Annotated in this window: 18 protein-coding genes and 3 pseudogenes; 12 read left to right on the plus strand and 9 right to left on the minus strand. The window is 61.8% G+C overall.

Annotated elements, in window-relative coordinates:
* Positions 1 to 687 precede the first annotated feature (687 nt).
* Together GT370_RS18840 and GT370_RS18845 are read right to left on the minus strand one after the other, a co-directional pair.
* Positions 688 to 1005: a hypothetical protein gene (locus GT370_RS18840; protein WP_008495315.1), complete on the minus strand. Its 318-nt coding sequence runs from the start codon at positions 1003 to 1005 to the stop codon at positions 688 to 690.
* Complete coding sequence (locus GT370_RS18845; RefSeq protein ID WP_234731564.1) at positions 968 to 1120, minus strand: cold-shock protein; 153 nt, start codon at positions 1118 to 1120, stop codon at positions 968 to 970. The genes GT370_RS18840 and GT370_RS18845 overlap by 38 nt, the downstream gene beginning before the upstream one ends.
* Before the next feature lie 252 nt (positions 1121 to 1372).
* On the opposite strand from GT370_RS18845, the gene GT370_RS18850 reads away from it, so the two are divergent.
* From GT370_RS18850 to GT370_RS18865, 4 genes are all read left to right on the plus strand, one after another.
* Positions 1373 to 3343 (plus strand): Hint domain-containing protein, encoded by a 1971-nt coding sequence (locus GT370_RS18850; RefSeq protein WP_083878824.1) that lies wholly within the window; start codon positions 1373 to 1375, stop codon positions 3341 to 3343.
* Between the two features lie 245 nt (positions 3344 to 3588).
* Positions 3589 to 4653: a type III polyketide synthase gene (locus tag GT370_RS18855; RefSeq protein ID WP_008495317.1), complete on the plus strand. Its 1065-nt coding sequence runs from the start codon at positions 3589 to 3591 to the stop codon at positions 4651 to 4653.
* Between the two features lie 35 nt (positions 4654 to 4688).
* Entirely contained in the window at positions 4689 to 5342 is a 654-nt protein-coding gene (locus GT370_RS18860) for a methyltransferase domain-containing protein (protein WP_205619825.1), read from the plus strand.
* Positions 5339 to 6478: an NAD(P)/FAD-dependent oxidoreductase gene (locus GT370_RS18865; RefSeq protein WP_008495319.1), complete on the plus strand. Its 1140-nt coding sequence runs from the start codon at positions 5339 to 5341 to the stop codon at positions 6476 to 6478. The genes GT370_RS18860 and GT370_RS18865 overlap by 4 nt, the downstream gene beginning before the upstream one ends.
* A 112-nt stretch (positions 6479 to 6590) precedes the next feature.
* Here GT370_RS18865 and GT370_RS18870 read toward each other — a convergent pair.
* From GT370_RS18870 to GT370_RS18880, 3 genes and pseudogenes are all read right to left on the minus strand, one after another.
* Positions 6591 to 7088, minus strand: a pseudogene (locus GT370_RS18870) (transposase); the annotation flags it as partial.
* A 52-nt stretch (positions 7089 to 7140) separates the two neighbouring features.
* A pseudogene (locus GT370_RS18875) lies at positions 7141 to 7512 on the minus strand (IS66 family transposase); the annotation flags it as partial.
* A 372-nt stretch (positions 7513 to 7884) separates the two neighbouring features.
* Positions 7885 to 8972 (minus strand): IS3 family transposase gene (locus tag GT370_RS18880; RefSeq protein ID WP_270183549.1). Its coding sequence is split into 2 segments (ribosomal slippage): positions 7885 to 8711 and positions 8711 to 8972, totalling 1089 coding nucleotides; the frame shifts between segments, so codons are not numbered across the junction.
* Positions 8973 to 9143: 171 nt separating this feature from the next.
* Here GT370_RS18880 and GT370_RS18885 point away from each other — a divergent pair.
* From GT370_RS18885 to GT370_RS21715, 5 genes and pseudogenes are all read left to right on the plus strand, one after another.
* Positions 9144 to 10223: an IS5 family transposase gene (locus tag GT370_RS18885; RefSeq protein ID WP_083878918.1), complete on the plus strand. Its 1080-nt coding sequence runs from the start codon at positions 9144 to 9146 to the stop codon at positions 10221 to 10223.
* Positions 10224 to 10443: 220 nt separating this feature from the next.
* Positions 10444 to 11115 (plus strand): heavy metal response regulator transcription factor, encoded by a 672-nt coding sequence (locus GT370_RS18890; protein WP_008495325.1) that lies wholly within the window; start codon positions 10444 to 10446, stop codon positions 11113 to 11115.
* Entirely contained in the window at positions 11112 to 12518 is a 1407-nt protein-coding gene (locus tag GT370_RS18895) for a heavy metal sensor histidine kinase (RefSeq protein WP_008495326.1), read from the plus strand. Before GT370_RS18890 ends, GT370_RS18895 begins: the two co-directional genes overlap by 4 nt.
* Positions 12519 to 12581: 63 nt before the next feature.
* Positions 12582 to 13556 carry an efflux RND transporter periplasmic adaptor subunit gene (locus GT370_RS18900; protein ID WP_270183550.1) on the plus strand — a complete coding sequence of 325 codons (975 nt, stop codon included), beginning with the start codon at positions 12582 to 12584 and terminating at the stop codon, positions 13554 to 13556.
* A gap of 52 nt (positions 13557 to 13608) precedes the next feature.
* Positions 13609 to 13884: pseudogene (locus GT370_RS21715) on the plus strand (efflux RND transporter permease subunit); the annotation flags it as partial.
* A 79-nt stretch (positions 13885 to 13963) separates the two neighbouring features.
* Here GT370_RS21715 and GT370_RS18910 read toward each other — a convergent pair.
* A complete protein-coding gene (locus tag GT370_RS18910) occupies positions 13964 to 14122 on the minus strand; it encodes a hypothetical protein (RefSeq protein ID WP_270183552.1) in 159 nt (52 codons plus the stop codon).
* Between the two features lie 15 nt (positions 14123 to 14137).
* Between GT370_RS18910 and GT370_RS18915 the strand changes: the two genes are divergently transcribed.
* Positions 14138 to 16588, plus strand: a complete 2451-nt coding sequence (locus tag GT370_RS18915; RefSeq protein ID WP_270183553.1) for an efflux RND transporter permease subunit — start codon at positions 14138 to 14140, stop codon at positions 16586 to 16588.
* A 123-nt stretch (positions 16589 to 16711) separates the two neighbouring features.
* Positions 16712 to 17326 (plus strand): hypothetical protein, encoded by a 615-nt coding sequence (locus GT370_RS18920; protein ID WP_270183554.1) that lies wholly within the window; start codon positions 16712 to 16714, stop codon positions 17324 to 17326.
* Here the strand turns inward: GT370_RS18920 and GT370_RS18925 are convergent.
* From GT370_RS18925 to GT370_RS18935, 3 genes are read right to left on the minus strand one after another with little or no spacing between them, the layout of a single operon-like run.
* Positions 17308 to 17820 (minus strand): iron transporter, encoded by a 513-nt coding sequence (locus tag GT370_RS18925; protein ID WP_008495332.1) that lies wholly within the window; start codon positions 17818 to 17820, stop codon positions 17308 to 17310. The two genes, GT370_RS18920 and GT370_RS18925, sit on opposite strands and share 19 nt — an antisense overlap.
* Positions 17813 to 18649, minus strand: a complete 837-nt coding sequence (locus tag GT370_RS18930; RefSeq protein ID WP_008495333.1) for an FTR1 family iron permease — start codon at positions 18647 to 18649, stop codon at positions 17813 to 17815. Before GT370_RS18930 ends, GT370_RS18925 begins: the two co-directional genes overlap by 8 nt.
* Positions 18650 to 18988 (minus strand): cupredoxin domain-containing protein, encoded by a 339-nt coding sequence (locus GT370_RS18935; RefSeq protein WP_008495334.1) that lies wholly within the window; start codon positions 18986 to 18988, stop codon positions 18650 to 18652. It abuts the gene before it with no gap.
* 114 nt (positions 18989 to 19102) lie between these two features.
* Here GT370_RS18935 and GT370_RS18940 point away from each other — a divergent pair, with 114 nt between their 5' ends.
* Positions 19103 to 19636 carry a hypothetical protein gene (locus GT370_RS18940; protein WP_008495335.1) on the plus strand — a complete coding sequence of 178 codons (534 nt, stop codon included), beginning with the start codon at positions 19103 to 19105 and terminating at the stop codon, positions 19634 to 19636.
* Positions 19637 to 19933: the final 297 nt, after the last annotated feature.

Consider the following 19933-nt stretch of genomic DNA (forward strand, 5'->3'; position numbering starts at 1 on the left):
TGCCTAAGCTGTGTACATCCCGCCGGATAGATAAGACGGCCCATGCCGCCTTATCTATAAAGCTCTCTGCCTAGTGAAGACGTGATTCCGGACTCCCGATACTGTCGATTGGACGGCGCCATGCAATTTAAGTGCATCGCACGATAAGCTCCTTTTATTCTCATCTTCATTATTTGACCGTGAAGAGTGTGGCACATCTGCTATTCGTTTCTTTACGAATGGCCCCACCATAAACTGTCGGTTGACCGCCGGCCAAGGAAGACGACCTGCTTTACCCTAATTTTCGTACGCAAGCGCAGAACATGCGTGTCAGCCGTACAATTATAACCCGCGCAATACCCGTTCCGGATATTCAGACCGAGTACACCAGGAAAGTACCTGCGTTCAAACTTACACAAGCCGAGATCCGCGAGATCGTTGAAAATATCATTGGTTAACCTTGCTGAACAATAGTCGCTCTCAAGATCCCGTGATCGAATTAAATGCAAAAAGTGCATAGCTCACAGCGATCATCGTAAAAATCACTGCGTGATCAGAGCGGTACAATCCAGCTTTAACATGATCCGTTCATGAGTGTGCAGCATTTAGGTCGATCAAGGAGATATTTCGTCCTTCACGGAGACACGAGCCGCAAAAAAAGCTGCGGCGTACTCCGTTGTTCATATTCATGCTGGAAAGATCCGAATGTCAGTCGACCTTCGCGCGCTCAGTCCTGAATATCTGCGGGCCGGTGTCGCTTAATTGGCTTTCACGAACCATACGCTCGTGTCCGTTTTCATTGCTCTGGATGCGGTATTGCAAATCACGTGTTTCACTAGGCATCTGACGACGAATGGTATAGAGGCCACGGTTGGCGTTTGGTTCGTGCGGCCCCGGCCTGAAGTCGACCGTTTGCCCGATAGCGAACTTATGTTGTGTCATAATCACCTTTTCAATCTGTTCCGATTCAATAACAAGACACCCGAAGTCAGGTAACTTGTGAGTTAATTGCCGATACTTTACCATATTGACTATCTTCCAGATGATAGGTGATCTTCTGGCCGTCATTCCAATGATCGAGACCCGAACGCTCGACGACGAAAACATGGACGAACACATCCTCTGATTTGTCATCAAGCATAATAAAGCCAAGGCTTTTTTGTAAATTGGTCCATTTAACTATACCCTGTGGCGTGGTGCATCTCCATCATACGTTGGCATCCACATGGTGTGGATCGAATTGTTCTCTAGAGAGGAAAGCCACCAGATGAGCATCGCATTCAAGGGCACACAACATCCGGATAAACAAGATATCCTTCTCCTAGATGGGCCCTCATGCAGAAAAATACAATCGAAAACTGTGTCGTAATTCTCAGTATTTAGTGACCAGCTCGTGTCATCTGGCGGCAAGGCCATTGGCACCACCGTCTATGGTGAAGAACAGGTCGTACTCGGTGGCGTTGCGTCCTCCACAACAATTGAAGCCGGTGGCGCGCTCCTCGCGGGCAGCAGTACTGTAAGCAACACGGTGGTGTTGAGCCGCGGCCTGGAGCAGCTTGGCGTTGCCAGCGTGGATACCGGCACCACAGTATCGGCTGGAGGTACCCAGTGGGTCTATGACACCGCCGTGGTGAATAATGCGGTGCTGAACGGCGGCATACAGGTTATCGGCGCCGTTACATCGTCAACAGCTTTCGGCACCCAGGCCACCTCGGGCGGTACGGCAACGGGTACCGTCGTCAACTCCGGCGGCACTGAATATGTCGGCTTCGATGCCACAGCGAGCGGCAAGCTCATCACCAGCGGCGGCACACAGCAGGTCGGCGGTTCAACGGTATGGAGCTATTATTACCAGGTATCGTCCGGGGTGGCAGGGTCGACGATATCGACCAATCTCAGTGGCGGTATCGTCTCCGGCACCATCCTTAGCGCCGGCGCGCCCCATGGCAGCGGTACCGAGACGACGCAGATCGTCGGCTCCGGCGGCACCGCCATCGATACCACTCTGGAAAGCTACGCCGTGCAGCGTGTGTCCGCCGGCGGCGTGGCGAGCGGCACGATCATTGACTCCGGTAATGTGCAAGCCGTGGGCTCCGGCGGCTCCTCGATTGACGCGGTGGTGAACAGCGGCGGCCTGGAGCAGGGCGCCGGGACTGTCAGCGGCACCACGGTGAGCAGCGGCGGTGTCGAAACCGTTAATAGCGGTGGCACCGCCGACAATGTGACGCTCAGCGGCGGCGTGCAGATCGTTGGTGGAACTCAATCGTCGACGCTCTCGGGTAGCGCGGCATTGACCGGCATCGCCTCCGGCACCGTCATCAGTGCCGGCGGCACCCAGTATGTGGGCTCGGGCGCCACGGTGACGGGTACGACCGTGACCAGTGGTGGCACACAGCAGATTGGTGGCTCTACGACCTACGATTACGCTCCGGGCACGATTATTTCGGTCACTCTTGGCGCAGGTGTCGCCACCGGCACCACAGTGTCCAATGGCGGTACCGAAATCGTTTCGTCTGGCGGTACGGCAAGCGGCACAACTGTGAGTTCCGGCGGTCTCGTCAAGGTTATCTCTGGCGGCAGCATCACCGGTACCGACCTGATCAGCGGTGGCACGATTAACCTCGCCTATGCCTCCTATGTCTCAGGGGCAACAGCGGTGCTGAATGCGAGCACAGACGTCTTGACCGTGACCGATGGCAGCAACAGCTACGATTTGCAGATGGCAGGCAGCTATACACAAGGGTTTGCCGTCATTGAGGCCAGCGATGGCTCGGTGGACATCATCCTCTGCTTCTATCCAGGCACGCGGCTTGCCGCCGAAGATGGCGAGATCGAAGTGCAGGATGTTAAAGCCGGCACAATGTTGCGCGTTGCAGACGGACGCGTGCTGCCCGTACGTTGGGTGGGACGCTCAGAAGTTTCCATGCGCTTCGCGGACCCGCTGCGCAGCCTGCCGATCCGCATCAAGGCGGGCGCCCTGGCAGATAACCTGCCGGTGCGCGACCTGCTGGTTTCTCCGGACCATGTGATGTTCTTGGACGATGTGCTCATACAGGCTGGGGCACTGATCAATGGCTTGACCATTCTGCGCGAGGAAAACGTGCCAGAGTACTTCACCTATTATCACGTCGAGTTGGAAACTCATGAATTGCTGCTCGCCGAAGGCGCACCAACTGAAAGTTTCGTGGATAACGTCGACAGGATGCATTTTCAGAATTGGGATGAGCGTGCGGCTGCCACACTTGCCGCGCCTATCGTGGAAATGCCTTATCCAAGGGCGAAATCCTACCGGCAGGTTCCGAAGAGGCTGCGGGCCATGCTGGAGGCGCGTGCCGGCCTGGCTGCAAACCGGGGTGTCGCCTGAGCCAAAACCAGCCAAAGCCTGGGGTGTTACATACATGCGGCGCGGGCTCGACGAGGTGCTGGCGCGGCAGGGGGCAACCCAGCTGATGGCCAAGGTGCGCTGTACGGCACCCATGTCTAGCCGCCGGTGGACTCGGTTGTGGGAAGGGTTCATGCTGCGAGATGATCGATCCGTATTGTGCTGGTCGTAAACCAGTGCGCGGATCCTGCTTATAGAAGCGGTTCCCAACAACAATGAAGTAGGAAATGACCCAGGCGTATATCAACAGGATCGGCACGGCGCGGCCGCCTCATGACGTCCACGCCGCTTTCCAGGATTACACCGCTCGCGGTCTGCCCGATGAGCGGCAGCGGGCGTTGTTTCACCGGATGGCCAGGCGGGCGGGGATTTCGCACCGCTATTCCGTGCTGCACCAGGACGGCATGGTGGAGGCCGCCGCCCCGACGCCGGGCTTCTACCGCCGCGGCGCCTTTCCGGGCACCGCGGCGCGCATGCGAACCTACGCCGCGCATGCCCCAGCATTGGCGGAACAGGCTGTCAGCCAGCTCGACCTGCAGGGCCGGGCCCAGGAGATCACGCATCTCGTCGTCGCCTCCTGCACCGGCTTCATGGCCCCCGGGCTGGACCAGATCCTCGCCGCCCGGTTGGGGCTGCGCGTGGATCTGCAGCGCACCATGGTCGGCTTCATGGGCTGTGCGGCGGCGGTGCCGGCGCTGCGCATCGCCCAGGCGGCAGTGCTGGCAGACCCGGCGGCGCGGGTGCTGGTGGTCAATCTCGAGCTGTGTACCCTGCACATGCAGGAGACCGACGCGCTGGAGGTGGCGCTGACTTTCCTGCTGTTCGGCGACGGCGCCACGGCGGCCCTGGTTACTGCTGAGCCGCACGGCTTCGCGCTGGAGGATTTCCGTAGCGTCCTGATTCCGGACAGCGAGGATTTCATCTCCTGGCATGTCGGCGACCAGGGGTTCGTCATGCATCTCTCCGGGCAGGTACCCGGGCGCATTGCCGCCGCGCTGCGCGCTGCTCCGGATTTCATCCTGCGCGGCGAAGGCACGCAGGCGCTGCAGCTCTGGGCCGTGCATGGCGGCGGGCGCAGCGTGCTGGATGCGGTGGAGGGCGCCTTCGGTCTGGAGGAAACGGCGCTGGCGCCGTCGCGCGCGGTGCTGGACGCGCATGGCAACATGTCCTCGGCTACCATCATGTTTGTCCTGGCCGGCATGCTGAAAACCGCGCCACCCGGCCAGCGCGGGCTGGCCATGGCCTTTGGCCCCGGCATGGTCACCGAAACCTTCCGATTCACCGCCCGCTGATGGATTTGTCCCGGCGCTCGACCCAAAGTGAGGCCATGGATGATCCGGCCATGGACGAGGCGGCGTATCGGCGCTGCCTGGCGGATCTGGCGGGGGTCAACCGGGTGACGCTGACCCATCGAGCGACCCTGCGCTGGCTGTCGGGCAAGACCCGAGCCCTGCCGCGCGGGAGAGAAATCTCAGTGCTGGATGTCGGCTGCGGGCAGGGGGATCTACTGCGCGCCATCGCTGACTGGGCGCGGCGTCGGCAGAGGCCCGTCGTCCTCATGGGGCTGGATCTGAACCCGCGCAGCGCGGCGTCGGCGCGCGCCGCCGGAGAGGGGGAGGAGATCACATACCTCACCGGCGATGTGTTCGCCTTCCAGCCGCCGCGCAAGCCGGATTTCATCGTCACCTCGCAATTCACCCACCATCTGCCGGATGACCAGATCGTCCAGCTACTCGGCTGGCTAGAGGCGCATGCCGCGCAAGGCTGGCATATTGCCGACCTGCACCGGCATTGGTTCGCCTATCACGGCTATCCACTACTCGCCCGGCTGTTCGGCTGGCACCCGATCGTCCGTGTCGACGGGCAGATTTCCATCGCCCGCGGTTTCACCAGGGCCGAGTGGGTGGTGTTGCTGGCGCGGGCTGGGGTGCAAGCACGCATTACCTGGCAGCCGCTGTTCCGCCACGCGGTGTCGACATGATCCTGGTGGTCGGTGGCGGCCCGGCCGGAGCGGCCTGTGCCATTGCCCTGGCGCAGGCCGGACGGGCGGTGACGCTGATCGAGCGCGAACCCGCCGCCACCGACAAGGTCTGCGGCGAGTTCGTCAGCGCCGAGGCGCAGGCCTACCTCACCCGGCTCGGGCTGCCCCCGGCGCTGCTGGGCGGACAGCCGATCACCAGACTGCGGCTGGTGCGCGGCGGCCGTACCATCACCGCGCCGCTGCCCTTCGCCGGGCGCGGCGTGCGGCGCCGGGGCGTGGACGAGACGCTGCTGGATGTGGCCGAGCAAAGCGGGGTGCGTGTGCGGCGCGGCCAGGCGGTACGGCGGATCGACAGCGGCGGGATCAGCGTTGAGGTCGGCGGCGAGGTTCTGCATCCTGCCACGCTGGTGCTGGCCAGCGGCAAGCATGAGGTGCGTGGCGCGGCGCGCCCGGCCCGGCCCGGCCGGCTGGTCGGGCTCAAATCCTATTTCTCTCTGGCCGCCGGTCCGCAGTCAGAACTCGTGCAGCATGTCGAGCTTATCATGTTCCGCGGCGGTTATGCCGGTCTGCAGATGGTTGAGGACGGACTCGCCAACCTCTCTTTGCTGGTCGACAAGGCGGTGCTGCGCGAGGCCGGCAATAAATGGCCGGCGCTGCTGGCCGGGCTGCAGCGCACTATCCCGCATCTGGCTTCAAGGCTGGACAAGGCGGCTGACCGCCTGCCGGAGCCGCTCGCCATCGCTGGCATGCCGTTCGGCTTCCTGCATCGGCCCCACGCCGCGGACCCGCCCGATTTGTTCCGGTTGGGCGACCAGGCGGCGGTCATCCAGTCCTTCACCGGGGACGGGCTGGCGATCGCCCTGCATAGCGCAGCCCTGGCGGCGGCTGCAATCATCGCCGGTGCGAGCGCGCAGACGTATCACCAGCAGTTGCGGACCGATGTAAGGTGGCAGGTGTTTCGTGCCGGGGCGTTGCATCACGCGCTGAGCGCCCCGCTGCTTGGCCCCGTTCTGTTCGCAGGCGCCGCTTTGTGGCCCGCAACCCTCGCCCGTGCCGCTGCCTGGACCCGCGTGCCCGAGGCGGCGCTGGCGCGCTGCCAGAGTCAAGCTCGGCCCGGCTTGTGCTCACTCAGATAAGTGGCCTGCGTGGGGATTTTTGAACCAGTTGAACTGAGACAAACTGGTTTAGAAAGGAGGGTAGCGTCCGTCAATGTGGTGGACATTCTGGTGTAGCTGAAGTGGCCATCGATCATGCGGCTGCGGTGGAAATCTGGTTTGGTTCAGCGTTGATCAGCGGGGGTGTAAGTTCAGCCATTCCCTCGATCTGCATATACCGGTTTTGTGTCTGCCACTCATCGTTTGCATCCAGCAGCACGGCACCGATCAGCCGGATGATCGCTGCCTCGTTTGGAAAGATGCCTACGACATCGGCGCGGCGTTTGACCTCTTTGTTCAAGCGTTCCAAGGGGTTGGTGCTGTGGATTTTGGTCCTGTGCTGGGCGGGAAAATCCATGTGCGCCAGCACGTCGATCTCGCTGTCATCGATAAACGTGCCGAGCTTTGGCCACTTGCCGCGGAGCTGATCGGCGACATGGCGCAGGGTCTGGCTGGCATTGGCGCGGTCAGGCTGGATGAACGCCTGGCGCAACGCGGCGGATGCCATGTTCTGCTGGGCCTTCGGGACATAGGACAGCGCGTTCCTCATCCAATGCACCCGACAGCGCTGCCAGGATGCGCCCATGACTTTTCGGCCGCACATGGCGGATGACTTTCAGCCGGGCCGGGATTTTCTCCAGCACCTCGGTGATGTCCTCGCCGAGTTTGACCAGATGCGTGCCGCCACAATTGGGGCAGACCTCGGCAGTTGGGTACACCACATCCTCACGCGGCAGATGCACCGGCAAAGGTTTGCGCACCGCCGGTGAGCGGGCCGGACGTGGCTGCGGGGTTGCTGCTACCCGTGCGGCTTCAGCTTCCTCAAGGTCTTCGAGCTGCAACTCCAACTGCTCGATCTGCGTGTCCAGCGCCTCGGACGATTGCCCGAACTGCATGCGCCGCAGCTTGTGCAACTGCGCTTTATACTGCTCGATAAGCAGGTGCGCCGTCGCCAGCTTTGCTGCGCGCTCGGCAAGTTGGGCTCGCAGGCTGACAATCTCGGCAGCGGCATCCATCGGCTTTTAATCTAGCCGAATCGCATGAAAATATCAAGAGTTTTTACGAATCAGCAGGCCGTTTCCAGTGTAAAGTTGCGCACCGGCGCGCGCCAGTCGATCCCCTCCAGCAGCATGGATAATTGCGCCATTGAGGTTGCTGTAGAAGACGGCGATCCGGTACCCAAGCCTTCTACTATAGAGACGGTGAGAGGAAATTCTGACTTCGGTGGGTGGATCATTAGCGAAGTTGATTTAGGAATATAATCCTAAATTGCCGATTGGCTAAATTAGCCAGACAGTAGCAAGTCAAGTTTGCTTCATAGTCCGCACCAGCTCGAATATTGCTCCGGCTAGTAATCCCCCGTTTTTAACGGGGCATGTTCGTAGAATTCACGCGGCGAGTTTCAGTTTTTGAGCGGGCGTGATCCCACCGATGCCCATGTTGGGGCGCTCGTTGTTATAAGTCCAGAGCCATTTTGTGGCATGGTGTTGCGCCTCCTCGATACTTTCAATGATGTGCTGGTCGAGCCACTCATGCCGCACGGTCCTGTTATAGCGCTCGACATAGGCATTCTGCTGGGGCTTACCCGGCTGAATATGGCGGACGCTGATCTTCAACTTCTCAGCCCATGCGAGCAGCTTTCCGCTGATATATTCGGGGCCGTTATCAACACGAATGCTCACGGGCTTGCCGCGCCATTCGATGATCCGGTTCAGGCTGCGGATTACACGCTCAGCCGGCAACGAGAAATCAACTTCTATGCCTAAACCTTCACGATTGAAGTCGTCGAGCACGTTCAACAGCCGGAATGCGCGGCCATCCTCCAAGCGATCCGCCATGAAATCCATCGACCATGAGACGTTCGGCGCCTCAGGCACAGCCAATGCATCAGGCTTGTCCCGGTGCAGCCGTTTGCGAGGCTTGATCCGCAGGTTCAGCTCCAGCTCCCGGTAGATGCGATAGACGCGTTTATGGTTCCATGGCCGGCCCTGCACATTGCGTAAATACAAAAAGCACAGGCCAAAACCCCAATTGCGCTTGGCATTCGTTAATCCCACGAGCAGATCAGCGATCTCCTCGTTCTCGCCAACCAGTTTTGGCGCATAGCGATAACAGGTCTCGCTCACGCCAAACGTCCGGCAGGCCAGCGCGATGCTCACCCCCCGCCTCGCCACCGCCACCTCGGCCATCTCGCGGCGTTTAGATGGCCGCGCTACTTTTTTCCCAAAGCCTCCTTGAGCAGCTCATTCTGCATGCTCAATTCCGCAAACATCTTCTTCAAACGCCGGTTCTCGTCCTCAATCGCCTTCATCTGCGACACCATCGAGGCATCCATCCCGCCATATTTGGCACGCCATTTGTAAAAGGAGGCATCGCTCATCCCATGTTCGCGGCACAGTTCCGAAATCGGAACACCGCCCTCCGCCTGGCGCAAAATCGCAAGGATCTGGGGCTCGCTATATCTCGACGTCTTCATATAAATCTCCTCGTGTAATCTGCCGAGAAAATTCTACTTATCAAGCCCCTTAATTTCAGGGGGATTACCATCAAGCTCAATACATATTGCTCTAGCAGTTTGCTGAAAAACTCCTGGCGGCCGGGATTATGATGTGATTCACTTTGGCTGGCAGGTTTTGTGAGGCGTGGGGTGCGGGGTTCTTTTCGAGATCAGGGCGGGATGTTTTCGTATGTTTCACCAGAAACACGGGTTCCGGCGACCCATCCGTTGCGAGCGATCCGTGCTTTGGTGCGGGATGTTCTGCATGAGATGAGCCGCAGCTTTGCCTGGCTGTATTCCAGGGAAGGCCGGCCCTCGGTGCCGCCTGAACAATTGCTGAGCGCGCTGCTGATCCAGGTGCTGTACGGGATTCGCTCGGAACGGCAGTTGATGGAGCAACTGGATTATAATCTCCTGTACCGCTGGTTTGTGGGCTTATCCCCGGATGATCCGGTCTGGAACCCGACCACGTTTAGCAAGAACCGCGAGCGCCTGCAGAACGGCGATATATTCCAGAAATTCATGAGCCGGCTGCTGAACCACCCGCGGGTGACGCCGCTACTATCGGATGAGCATTTCTCGGTGGACGGCACGCTGATCGAGGCGTGGGCGTCGCAGAAGAGCTTCCGGCCGAAGGATGGCAGCGACGATGATGGTTCGGATTTCCACGGTCAGAAGCGTAAGAACGATACCCATGCCAGCACCACCGACCCGGAAAGCCGGCTGTACCGCAAGGCCGCTGGGCGGGAGGCAAAGCTTTCGTATATGGGGCACGCGCTGATGGACAACCGGCACGGCTTGGCGGTGGGTGGCCGAGTGACCCAGGCCACAGGCACGGCTGAGCGTGAAGCCTCGGAAGCGATGTTGAAAGCCAAAGCCAAGTCGGCCGCCGGGCGGATCACCGTAGGCGAAGACAAGGCTTACGATACCGCCGATCATGTCGCCAATCTGCGCGACGCCGGCGTGACACCGCATGTCACACAAAACAACGGTGAGACCAAAACCGGCAGGCACCGCCGCAGCGCGATTGACGGACGCACCACGCGCCATCCCGGTTATGCGATGTCGCAGACCCGCCGGGCGATGATCGAGTGCATATTCGGCTGGGGCAAGCAGCACGGCACGATGCGCAAGACCAAGCTGCGCGGCGTTGCGCGGGTCGCCGGCACCTTCATGCTCAACCTGATCGCCTATAATCTGGTACGCATTCCAAAAATGGTGGCAATATAAGGGACGAGTCTGTCCGCTGGACGAAAAAAGTCCAGAAACCGGCAAGAAACTTCAATCACTTGAACCAAAATCCAGGCCCCAAAGCTAAATCAGAAAAAATAAAACCAAGTTTCGGGGTTTTTCAGCAAACTGCTAGCTGAAATAGGGGTTTGTTCACGCCTGCTTCCTACGGGCGCGCGGGCTGGTATGCTTACGACACCATGTTTTCACGGAACGGGCCATGCAGCTGCTATTAGCCGAGGATGAGCAGAAGACGATCAACTACCTCACCAAGGGGTTGCGTGAGGATGGTCATGTTGTGGACGCCGTCAGCAATGGCGCGGACGCGCTTGCCCTGGCGCTGGCCGGCGAATTTGACGCGATCATCCTGGATGTGATGATGCCCGGCCTCGATGGCTGGGAGGTGCTCAAATGTCTGCGTGCCGCCGGGCGGGCCACGCCGGTGCTGTTCCTGACGGCGCGCGATCATGTGGAGGACCGGGTGCGCGGCTTTGATCTCGGCGCCAACGACTATCTCATCAAACCCTTTGCCTTCGCGGAATTGCTGGCCCGGCTGCGTAATCTGGCGCGTCTGCCCAAGGCGGCACCCGGCTCCAGCCTAATGACCGTGGGGAATCTGGAGATCGACACGTTGCGCCACCGTGTCAGCCGTGCCGGCGTGGGGCTGCAGCTGACCTCCAAGGAATATGCGCTGCTGCTGTTGCTGGCGCGCAACCAGGGGCGGGTGCTCTCGCGCACGCTCATCGCCGAGGCGATCTGGGGCTTGTTCCACGACCAGCAAGCCAACGCGGTGGACGCGCTGGTCCGCCGCCTGCGCGCCAAGCTGGACACGCCTTTTGATACGGCCTTGCTGCACACAATTCGCGGCACCGGCTATGTGCTGGATACATGATGCGCCGCATCCTTCCCCCCACCTCCATCAGCGGGCGGCTCGCATTGCTCTACACGCTGGGGGCGCTCCTCGCGGTGGGGCTGTTCGCGTTGCTGGCAAACTGGAAGCTGGAGGCGAATTTCACTGTCGCGCATCGGGATTTTCTCCAGGCCAAGGCGGCGGAGTTTCAGGATGATCTGAATGATGGCGGCGGCGAGCCGGACCTGCTCATCAATGAGGTCTTGAAGGAAACCGACGGCGCGCGCCTGCGTTCCTATGAGGCCAGGGTGCTGGTGGCGGGCAAGCTGGCAGGTGCTACGCCAGGCATGGCCACCACGCTGCCCGCGCGCTTATTTCCCGCCGTGCGTGGCGTGCAGGCTCTGACCCTCATCCGCGACCAAACCGGCAACAGCTCCTGGCTGCTGACCAGCCTGCCCCTGCAAGGGCCACAGAATGTCAGCCTTCAAATCGGGCTGGACATCACTCGGGATGAAGCGCTGCTGACGGATTTTCACCGCGCGCTGGCCGTGTTCTTCCTGCTGATGGTGCCGCTTTTGCTGGGAGCCGGACGGCTGGCCGCCACCCATGCCCTGGCGCCGCTGACGCGCATCGCCAAGGTGGCGCAGAGCATTACCCCCGCCCAGCTGTCCCGGCGCATTCCGCAGGACCCGCCCTGGCCGCGCGAGCTGACCGGGCTGGTGCAGGTGTTCAACCAGATGCTGGATAATCTCGAATCCAGTTTCGAGCGTCTCTCCCGTTTCTCGGCGGATATCGCGCATGAGCTGCGCACCCCGCTTTCCAATCTCACCGGGAGTCTGGAGGTCTGCCTCATCCGCCCCCGTGACGAGGCGGAATATCGCGCCGCCATTGCCTCCGCGATCGAGGACGCGCAGCGCCTCACCGGGCTGATCGAGAATTTGCTGTTTCTGGCCCGGGTGGAGAACCCCAGACACGCGCTGCGCCTTGAGCGTTGCGAGGCCAGTGAAATCTGCGCCTGGGTGGCGGCGCACTATGAGGCTCAGTCTCGCCCCAAGGATTTGCGCCTGCGCATCGCAGGTGCGGCCACGTTCTACGCGGATACGCTGCTGCTCCGCCAGGCGTTGGGCAATGTGTTGGCCAATGCCGTGCGCCATGCGCCGCCGGGCTCGGAGATCGTGCTGGCCATTTCGGGCAGCCCGGCCAGCGGCGTGGACATCTCTGTTTCCGACCAGGGGCCGGGTATCGCGCCAGAACATTTGCCCCGGCTGTTCGACCGCTTCTACCAGACCGACCCGGCGCGGGGCCACAAGGCAACGCAAGGTTCAGGGCTGGGGCTGTCTATCGTGCGTTCGATCATGGAGCTGCATGGCGGGCGGGTGACGATCGAGAGCGTGCCTGGGCATGGAACACGCGTGAGCCTGCAGTTTCCGTCCATGGAGGCGTGAAAATGATAAAATTATCATCGAAATGGCGCCGTTTCGTCCAGAGGGCGCGTTTATCAAGGCCTGATGATTCGACGCTTACGATCCGCGCCGCTCGGCCTTGTCCTGACGCTGCTGGCGCTTACCGCCCAGGCACCTGGGGGCTGGGTGACAGTACGGACCAGCCAATTCGCCCCGGTTCTTTCCGGTTTCGCCAGCGTGCAACCGGGCGCGCCGGTCCCCATTACCGCCCTGCAAGCCGGCGTGCTCACCAGCCTCGCCGTGGTGCCGGGCGAAAGCGTGCATCCAGGCCAGCCCATAGGCCAGCTTGGCGGGGCGCAGCTCGCCGCGGCACTCGCCACAGCGCAAGGGGCCAGCAACGCCGCCAATGCCGCCCTGGCGGCCGAACAGGGTAAGTTCGCGGACCATCTCGCGACGAGAGTCGCGGTGGTGCAGGCACGCGCGGCGGCGGTTTCAGCGCGGGCCAGCCTCCTGGCGCTGCGCGCCGCATCCCGCCTGCAAAGCCCGGTGGCCGGGCAGGTGCAAAGCCTCGCGGTTGGGCCAGGCGCCGCCCTGGTGCCGGGGCAGGAGGTGGCCGTGATACAACCCGCCGCCGGCGCATGGGTGAAGGCGGTGCTGTATGGCGCGCAAGCGGAAACGCTTGCCCCCGGTATGGCGGCCCGGTTCACTCCCGCCGATGGCGCGCCGGCTATGCCGATCACGCTGCGCGGGGTGCAAGCCACGCAGTCCGATGGCGGGCTGGTCCTTGCTTTCGCGGGCCATGGCCTTCAGCCCGGCGAATCCGGCGCGGTCAGTCTTTCCTTGCGGCTGCGCCCTGTCCTGCTGGTCCCCAGCGAAGCGCTGGTGCTGGATAACGGGCGCTGGTGGGTGATGTTACATGGCGCCCAGGGCGACCACGCCGCCCCGGTCGTGCCGGGCACAACGCAAGGCCCTGAAACGCCTATTCTCTCCGGCCTCAAGGCCGGGGATCAGGTCATCGTCCAGGATGCCGCCTTGCTGTATCATCGCGGCATCGCTGGCCTTTACCAGCCGCCGGATTAACGCCATGCCCGCCGCTTTACGCCGCCTGCTGGGCCGCCCGGCTCTGTGGTTGATGATCTATGCCGCCTTGCTCGGCTACGGGCTGCTCGCCCTGTTCAATATCCCCGAAGAGGTGCTGCCCGCCTTCAACTATCCTGAGATCAGCGTGACGGTGCATCTGCCCGGCACCACCGCCACGGATATGGAGGCGATGGTTGCCACCCCGCTGGAAGGCGTGTTGCTCGGCTTACCCGGTGTCTCGAATGTCCGCAGCACCATCAGCGATGGGCTGGTGGAAACCGATCTGCGTTTTGCCGCCACCACCAACGCCCAGGCGGATTTGCAGGCGGTGAACGGCGCCATCGAGCGGGCCCAGACCAGCCTGCCGCCGGGCGTGCAGCCGTTCACGCAGATCATGGGCAATGCCATCAATGAGGTGGCGGATTATGCGGTTCGCATTGCCCCGGCATATCACAGGCGCGGGCGGCCCGCGCGGTGGCGATGCAATTGGTCCCGGCCTTGCGCGCGGTGCCGGGGGTGCAGCTTGTCACCTCCGCCGGGTTGGGGGCGAGGCGCTTTGGGTACAACCCAACCTCACCGCCATGGAACAGGCCGGGGTCTCCGTGCAGGCCTTGCAACAGGCGCTGGCTGGGCAAACCATGCTGGTGCCGGGCGGCACGCTCAGCCTTGGCCATGTCGACTCCCTCATCACTTTCGGCAATGCGCCGAGCGCGGCAAAGCTGGCGCAGACGCCGGTGATGGGGCCGCACGGCCCGATTCCGCTGGGCGCGCTGGCGCGCGTCCTGCACAGCACGGAACCGGTGCATCAGCGCGAATTGCTGGATGGAACCCCCGCGATTGCGCTTGTTGTGTTCAAGCAGCAGGGCGCCTCCACCTTACCGGTGGCGCGAGCCCTCGCGCGGGCGATCAAATCCGTGACTCTGCCGGACGGCGTTTCCGTGCTGCGGATTTACGACCAGGGCCATCTGGTGCGGGCCACGAGCGATGATTTGCGCCGCAATCTGCTCATTGGCGGCGTGCTGGCTATTGCCGGGCTGCTCGCGGTGCTGGGGGCAGGCAGCGGGGCTTGGTTGCTGGCCTTGTCTCTGCCGACATCGCTGCTGCTGGGCATCGCCGGGCTGTACGCCACCGGACAGAGCCTCAACCTGCTCACCTTCGGCGCCATCATCGTGGCGCTCGGGCTGGTGGCGGATGATTCCATCATCGTGCTGGAGAGCATTTTCCACCGCTGGGAAGCGGGCGACGCAACCTGGCCTGGCATCTGGCGCGGCTTAAGGGAGATCATGGCGCCTGACATGATCGGCACGCTTACCACCGCGCTGGTGTTCGTGCCGCTGCTCTTTACCGGCGGGCTGGCGGGGCTGTTCAGTGTGCCCTTCTCGCTGGCCATGATTTTCGCGCTCGGCGCCTCGCTGCTGGTGTCGCTGACGCTGATTCCGCTGGGGTTGGGGGTGCTGCCGCGCCACACCGTCCGTTCACCTCGCGCGGCCAATGCGCTGCTCACCCGGCTGATGGGCTGGAACCGCCGCCTGTTCCGCCTCGCCTTGGCCTACCCCAAACGCGCCGTGCTGGCCTGCGTGGCGCTGCTGCTGGCGAGCCTCGGCGCGATGAGCCTGGTCTCGGTAAATGTGCTGCCCTTGCCGAATGAGGGTGTACTGCTGGAATCCTTTACCCTCGCCCCCGGCACCTCGCTTGCGGATTCGGACGCGGTGATGCGCCGTCTCTCCGCCCGGCTGGCGAAAGACAAGGCGGTTGAGCACGTGCTGGCACGCATCGGCTCGGCGGCGGGCTCCACCTATACCGAACCTGCCTATGCCGGGGAGATCACCATCCGGCTCAAGCCAGGTGCGGGTGGCGCCAGCCTGGATGCCATCGCCAACCGCGTGCAGGCGGAAACGCAATATCCCTCGCTGCAAACCGGCATTGACACGCCCACCATCGAACGGCTGGGCGAAAGCCTGAACGGCCTGCCGCAGCCCTTTGCGCTGGATTTATACGGCGATGATCTCTCCCAGATGTCCGCTACCGCCCAGGCCATCGCCCAGCGCCTTGGCCGCGTGCCGGGGTTGAGCGATCTGTTCAACGACCAGGGCTATCCCGAAACGCAGTTGCGCATTACGCCACGCCCGGCGGCGCTCGCCGCGGCCGGGATGACGCCCTCGACGCTGAGCGATACGGTCTCCGCCCTGATGGCGGGACAAGTGGTGGCGGAACTGCCGGATGGCGCCGCGCCGCTGCCGCTTTATCTGCGCCTGCCAGATCCGCGCCTGCTCTCCCAGCAAGGGCTCGCGGCATTGCCGGTGGGGCCAGACAGCGCCACGCCCCTGGGCGCGCTGGCGGATATCTCGCTCACCACCAGCCCCAACCAGTTCATGCATATTGATGGCGCACGGGCGCTGGAAATTCTCGCCACCCCCACCACAGCGCCCAATATCGCCATCGCCCAGGCGCGGCGCGCCTTGGCCGGGCTGAAGCTGCCGCCGGGCGAGCGGATCGTTTTCGGTGGGCTGTACCCGATGCTGGAGCGCGCCGCTCTGGGATTGGGCATAGCCGCCATCGCCGCCATCGCAGCTTTGGCCTGGGTGCTGTTTCTGCGCTTCTCTGGCCGGCGCGTACCGTTGCTGCTGCTGGCGCAAATTCCACTGGCGATGACCGGCGGCGGGCTGGCCCTGGCGGTGAGCGGGCTGGGGCTGAACGGCATCGGGTTGATCGGCTTTTTGGCCTTGGCGGGGGTGAGTCTGAATCACGGCGTCGTGCTGCTGGACCGCGCCCAGCGCAACGAGGCGGCGGGAATGAGCCCGGAAGAGGCCATTGACGAGGCGCTGAAGGTGCGGTTCCGCCCCATCTTCCTCACCACGGCCGTTGCGATCCTCGGCATGCTGCCCACCGCTTTGGGCTTCGGCACAGGCGCCGCGCCTGAGCAGGGGCTGGCGGTGGTCATCGGCGGCGGCATTCTCTGGAGCGCGCTGCTCTGCACCAACCTGCTGCCGGCGCTGTATCTCACCGGGCGCAAGCCGAAGCGGCAAGCATGAAGCAAAGAGCTTGATATTCTCACGACGGCGATTGGGCCGCGCATTGAGCAAGATCAATGCGCGGCTTTTAGTCGCGCGATATAGAACTCACGCCCTGAATCCTTCAAAAGATGGGACCCAAACATGTCTGGTTTCTTTCGGAAAGCGAGCGCCACAGTCTTGGCATTCGCCATCACCGCGCCCATCGCGTGGGCTGATTCTCCAGCCGCGAATATGGCGGCCGACGCCAATGTCGCCTTCCAAGGGCAAGGCTGTAACGGCTACGGGCCAGGGCCTTGGATGATGGGCAGATGGGGCGGTGGTGTGCCGATGATGGGCTATGGCGGTTGGGGCGGCGGCGGATGGCTCATGATGATCTTTGCCGCTGTTCTGATCGCGGCACTTCTATTGTTCATCTTCCGGGCACTCACCTGGATGGCGCATGCACCGCATCAGCAAATGCGCTCCACCGGCGCCGGGGGCCAGGCCTGCACGCGCTCGATGAGCGTTACGCGCGCGACGAAATCAAGCGCGAAGAATATCTGCAGAAAAAGCGCGATATTCTGGGCAACTGACCGCCTCAAGGCCACGGCTTATGGGCCGAAGAGCTTCACGCCTGAATTTTTTCTGAAAGTGTGGGGTAGGGAGACGTCGGAACTGATTCGCGAAGGAATGACCAACGTCTCCCCGGTGTCGGACCGATACCAAAACGCCCCGGCGAAGCGGGGCGTTGGGTCTGATCAGCCTTTGGCCGGATAGGTAAAGTTGAAGCTTTCCGTGAAGGGTTTCCACCAGGGCGGAATACCGGTCGCGGCGTCTGTATGGCGGTAATATCCGTTCACCGAGGGCGGCTCGAAGCTGTAGAGAACGTGATATGTTCCCGGGCCGTCCATTGCCAGGCTATCCGCATAATGCGGCCCGTCATCGGCGGACATCGGCAGAAGCACACCCTTATGGCTCCAATTCGTTCCCTCCTTTGTGAGCGTGTAGCTTATCTTGACGTAGGGGATCCAAGCTTGATCAGCGTAACCCCAGCGATTATTCGCGGTGGCGTGCAGATCCACTTCCAGATGAATCGTATCCGGCCCCATCGGCATGTCGGGTGGCATCGGGTCCATCTTCACGCCGAGCAGATAGGATGAAACGATTTCCATATCGTCCTGGTGGTCAGGACCGCCGATATAATATTCCTTGGCGTGGGCAGCCATGGCGACGAGACTGAACAGCGAGACGAGTGGGATAAGCTTACGCATGATTCAAATTTCCTGCAGAAGAATGTTTTGATTTTGAAGGCCGGTGAGACAGCCAGAGCAGCACGCAAAGCGTAACAATCCAGGCCAGCAGCTGTATCCCCATCGGTCTGTCTGAATACCCAAGAAGGGCCTGGGCAGCCTTGCCGGCAATGGAGCCTGTGGAGAGCAGCCGGGAACTGTTCCACAGCTGATAGCCCAACGCCGGAATATAATCGTCATTGGCCAAGAGGGCGGCGGCCTGCCCCGCCATCCCCGCGGCGAGCAGGGAAATCAGCGTGGAGGTGACACCGAACAGATGCCGCAACGGGATGGCCAGCAGCCCCCGGTAAAGCGTCCAGGACACCGCCCCGCCCGCCAGAACGCCCAGAATGCCGCCGCTGATGAGCGACGCGGCACTGAGGTTCGCCGCCGTGGCAATGCCGTACAGAAAGAGCGCCACCTCCGAGCCTTCCCGCAAAATCGCGATGGCGATGACCACGGCCATGGCCTTCATGGTGCGCTGTCCAGCCAGCACCTCAGCCCCCATGTCGCGCATCTGCGTGGCCATTTCCCGGCCGTGCCGGGCCATCCAGGCCGCATGCCAGGCCAGCATCAGCACGGCAAAAATCAGAATCGCCGCGTCGAATACGTCCTGTCCATTGCCGGCGAACATCTGGGTAAGCTCGCCCAGTAGGGCTGCGAGCAATCCTGCTCCGGCCAGACCGGCGAACAATCCGCCCCAAAGATAGCGCCCCCGGCGCGGCACCCCTGCTGTCGCGGCCATGACGATGCCAACGATGAGCCCCGCTTCCAAGACCTCACGAAACACAATGATGAAGCTGGCCAGCATCTATTTGGCTTCCACAATGCCGTGCGCGGCTTCAGGGTGGTAATCATCGTAGAATTTGTACCGCCCGGGGCTCAATGGCCCAGCCATCACAGAGATGGTTTGGCCAGGCAGGAGAATTTTCTCGACCCGCAAATCCGGGCTTTCGAATTCATCCGGCGTGGTATCGTGGCTGGTCACCAGCAGTTTAAACCGGCTGCCCGCCGGCACGACGATATGGTCCGGCGTGAAGTGATGAGCCTCCAGCACCAAGCTGAGCGGTGCTGCCATGCCGGCCACGGGCAACAGCGATGCTACAACCCCAACGGCCAGACACCTGAAATAAATGGCTTTGCTTGCCATGAGAGCCGCACTCCATCAATTGCAAATAATTATCGATTGCTGTAAGAGCTACTTATTGAAAACGATTCTCGTTATCAAGTGGCTAGAGCAAATATTATCCTGGGATAATGCAGTATGACTTTTGGTGTTGAGGTTGCGAACGCGCTCGATCCTTATCGGTTTCCGGCCAACTGGCTGGTGGCGTTGTATAATCGCGATATCACGGTGGCGCTTCAGCCGTGGCAGTTCTTGATTCGGGCCCTGCATGTGGCGGCGGTTTGCGTGTTTTTTGGCGCCTTATGCATATTAGATCTGCGTTTGCTGGGTTTTGCGCCTGACCTGCCAGTTCGCCCATTGCTGCGTTTGGTGTTGCCGGTTGTATACGCGGCATTCGGACTTGCCTTGCTAACCGGCTTCACATTGTTCTTTTACGATCCTGTTGCGGTTGGCAGCCATGACTGGCTGACGCCGAAGCTGCTATTCATTGCCCTTGGTATTGCGAACGCAATCTGGTTCAACAGGCGATATCTTTCGCCACAGCTTGCCTCCAACGACGAAGTCCGGACGGGCCATTGGGCCGTGTTTGTCTCCTTGGCGCTGTGGGGCGCGGCGATATTCTGTGCGTGCCTTAATGCTGAACCGCCGCCCCGGCTATATCTGGGAAGCTAGCCCACTCAAATCTCTCAAGCGGTGGCGCCTCCGGCAAAGCTGGCGCGGTTCACTCCCGCGCGGGGCAAGCGCGGGACGGGCAATTTCGGGCAGTACCTCCAATCAGCCGATCTTTGCCGGGCTCTCTCTGGTCGGATCGCGGCGTCGGCAGGGTTGCTTTCCCCGCCGCCGCGCGCGGGGCTGCTGTGATTCGGCCCCAGCAATTGCCTTTATCCCGTTGAAATAAGGCTTGCATCCCATCCCTAATCGCCGCAGACTAAATTTGCCGAGGAAGGCTGATGGTGTGAGCCACTCAGC

This window comes from Acidocella sp. MX-AZ03 (assembly GCF_027626035.1).
Lineage (GTDB): Bacteria > Pseudomonadota > Alphaproteobacteria > Acetobacterales > Acetobacteraceae > Acidocella > Acidocella facilis.

Coding starts and splice junctions, on each gene's coding strand:
- GT370_RS18865 (WP_008495319.1), top strand. CDS start 5,339: ATGATCCTGGTGGTCGGTGGCGGCCCGGCCGGAGCGGCCTGTGCCATT.
- GT370_RS18900 (WP_270183550.1), top strand. CDS start 12,582: ATGATTCGACGCTTACGATCCGCGCCGCTCGGCCTTGTCCTGACGCTG.
- GT370_RS18925 (WP_008495332.1), bottom strand. CDS start 17,820: ATGCGTAAGCTTATCCCACTCGTCTCGCTGTTCAGTCTCGTCGCCATG.
- GT370_RS18845 (WP_234731564.1), bottom strand. CDS start 1,120: ATGCTTGATGACAAATCAGAGGATGTGTTCGTCCATGTTTTCGTCGTC.
- GT370_RS18890 (WP_008495325.1), top strand. CDS start 10,444: ATGCAGCTGCTATTAGCCGAGGATGAGCAGAAGACGATCAACTACCTC.
- GT370_RS18935 (WP_008495334.1), bottom strand. CDS start 18,988: ATGGCAAGCAAAGCCATTTATTTCAGGTGTCTGGCCGTTGGGGTTGTA.
- GT370_RS18915 (WP_270183553.1), top strand. CDS start 14,138: ATGGAACAGGCCGGGGTCTCCGTGCAGGCCTTGCAACAGGCGCTGGCT.
- GT370_RS18895 (WP_008495326.1), top strand. CDS start 11,112: ATGATGCGCCGCATCCTTCCCCCCACCTCCATCAGCGGGCGGCTCGCA.
- GT370_RS18840 (WP_008495315.1), bottom strand. CDS start 1,005: ATGGTAAAGTATCGGCAATTAACTCACAAGTTACCTGACTTCGGGTGT.
- GT370_RS18940 (WP_008495335.1), top strand. CDS start 19,103: ATGACTTTTGGTGTTGAGGTTGCGAACGCGCTCGATCCTTATCGGTTT.
- GT370_RS18930 (WP_008495333.1), bottom strand. CDS start 18,649: ATGCTGGCCAGCTTCATCATTGTGTTTCGTGAGGTCTTGGAAGCGGGG.
- GT370_RS18860 (WP_205619825.1), top strand. CDS start 4,689: ATGGATGATCCGGCCATGGACGAGGCGGCGTATCGGCGCTGCCTGGCG.
- GT370_RS18855 (WP_008495317.1), top strand. CDS start 3,589: ATGACCCAGGCGTATATCAACAGGATCGGCACGGCGCGGCCGCCTCAT.
- GT370_RS18920 (WP_270183554.1), top strand. CDS start 16,712: ATGTCTGGTTTCTTTCGGAAAGCGAGCGCCACAGTCTTGGCATTCGCC.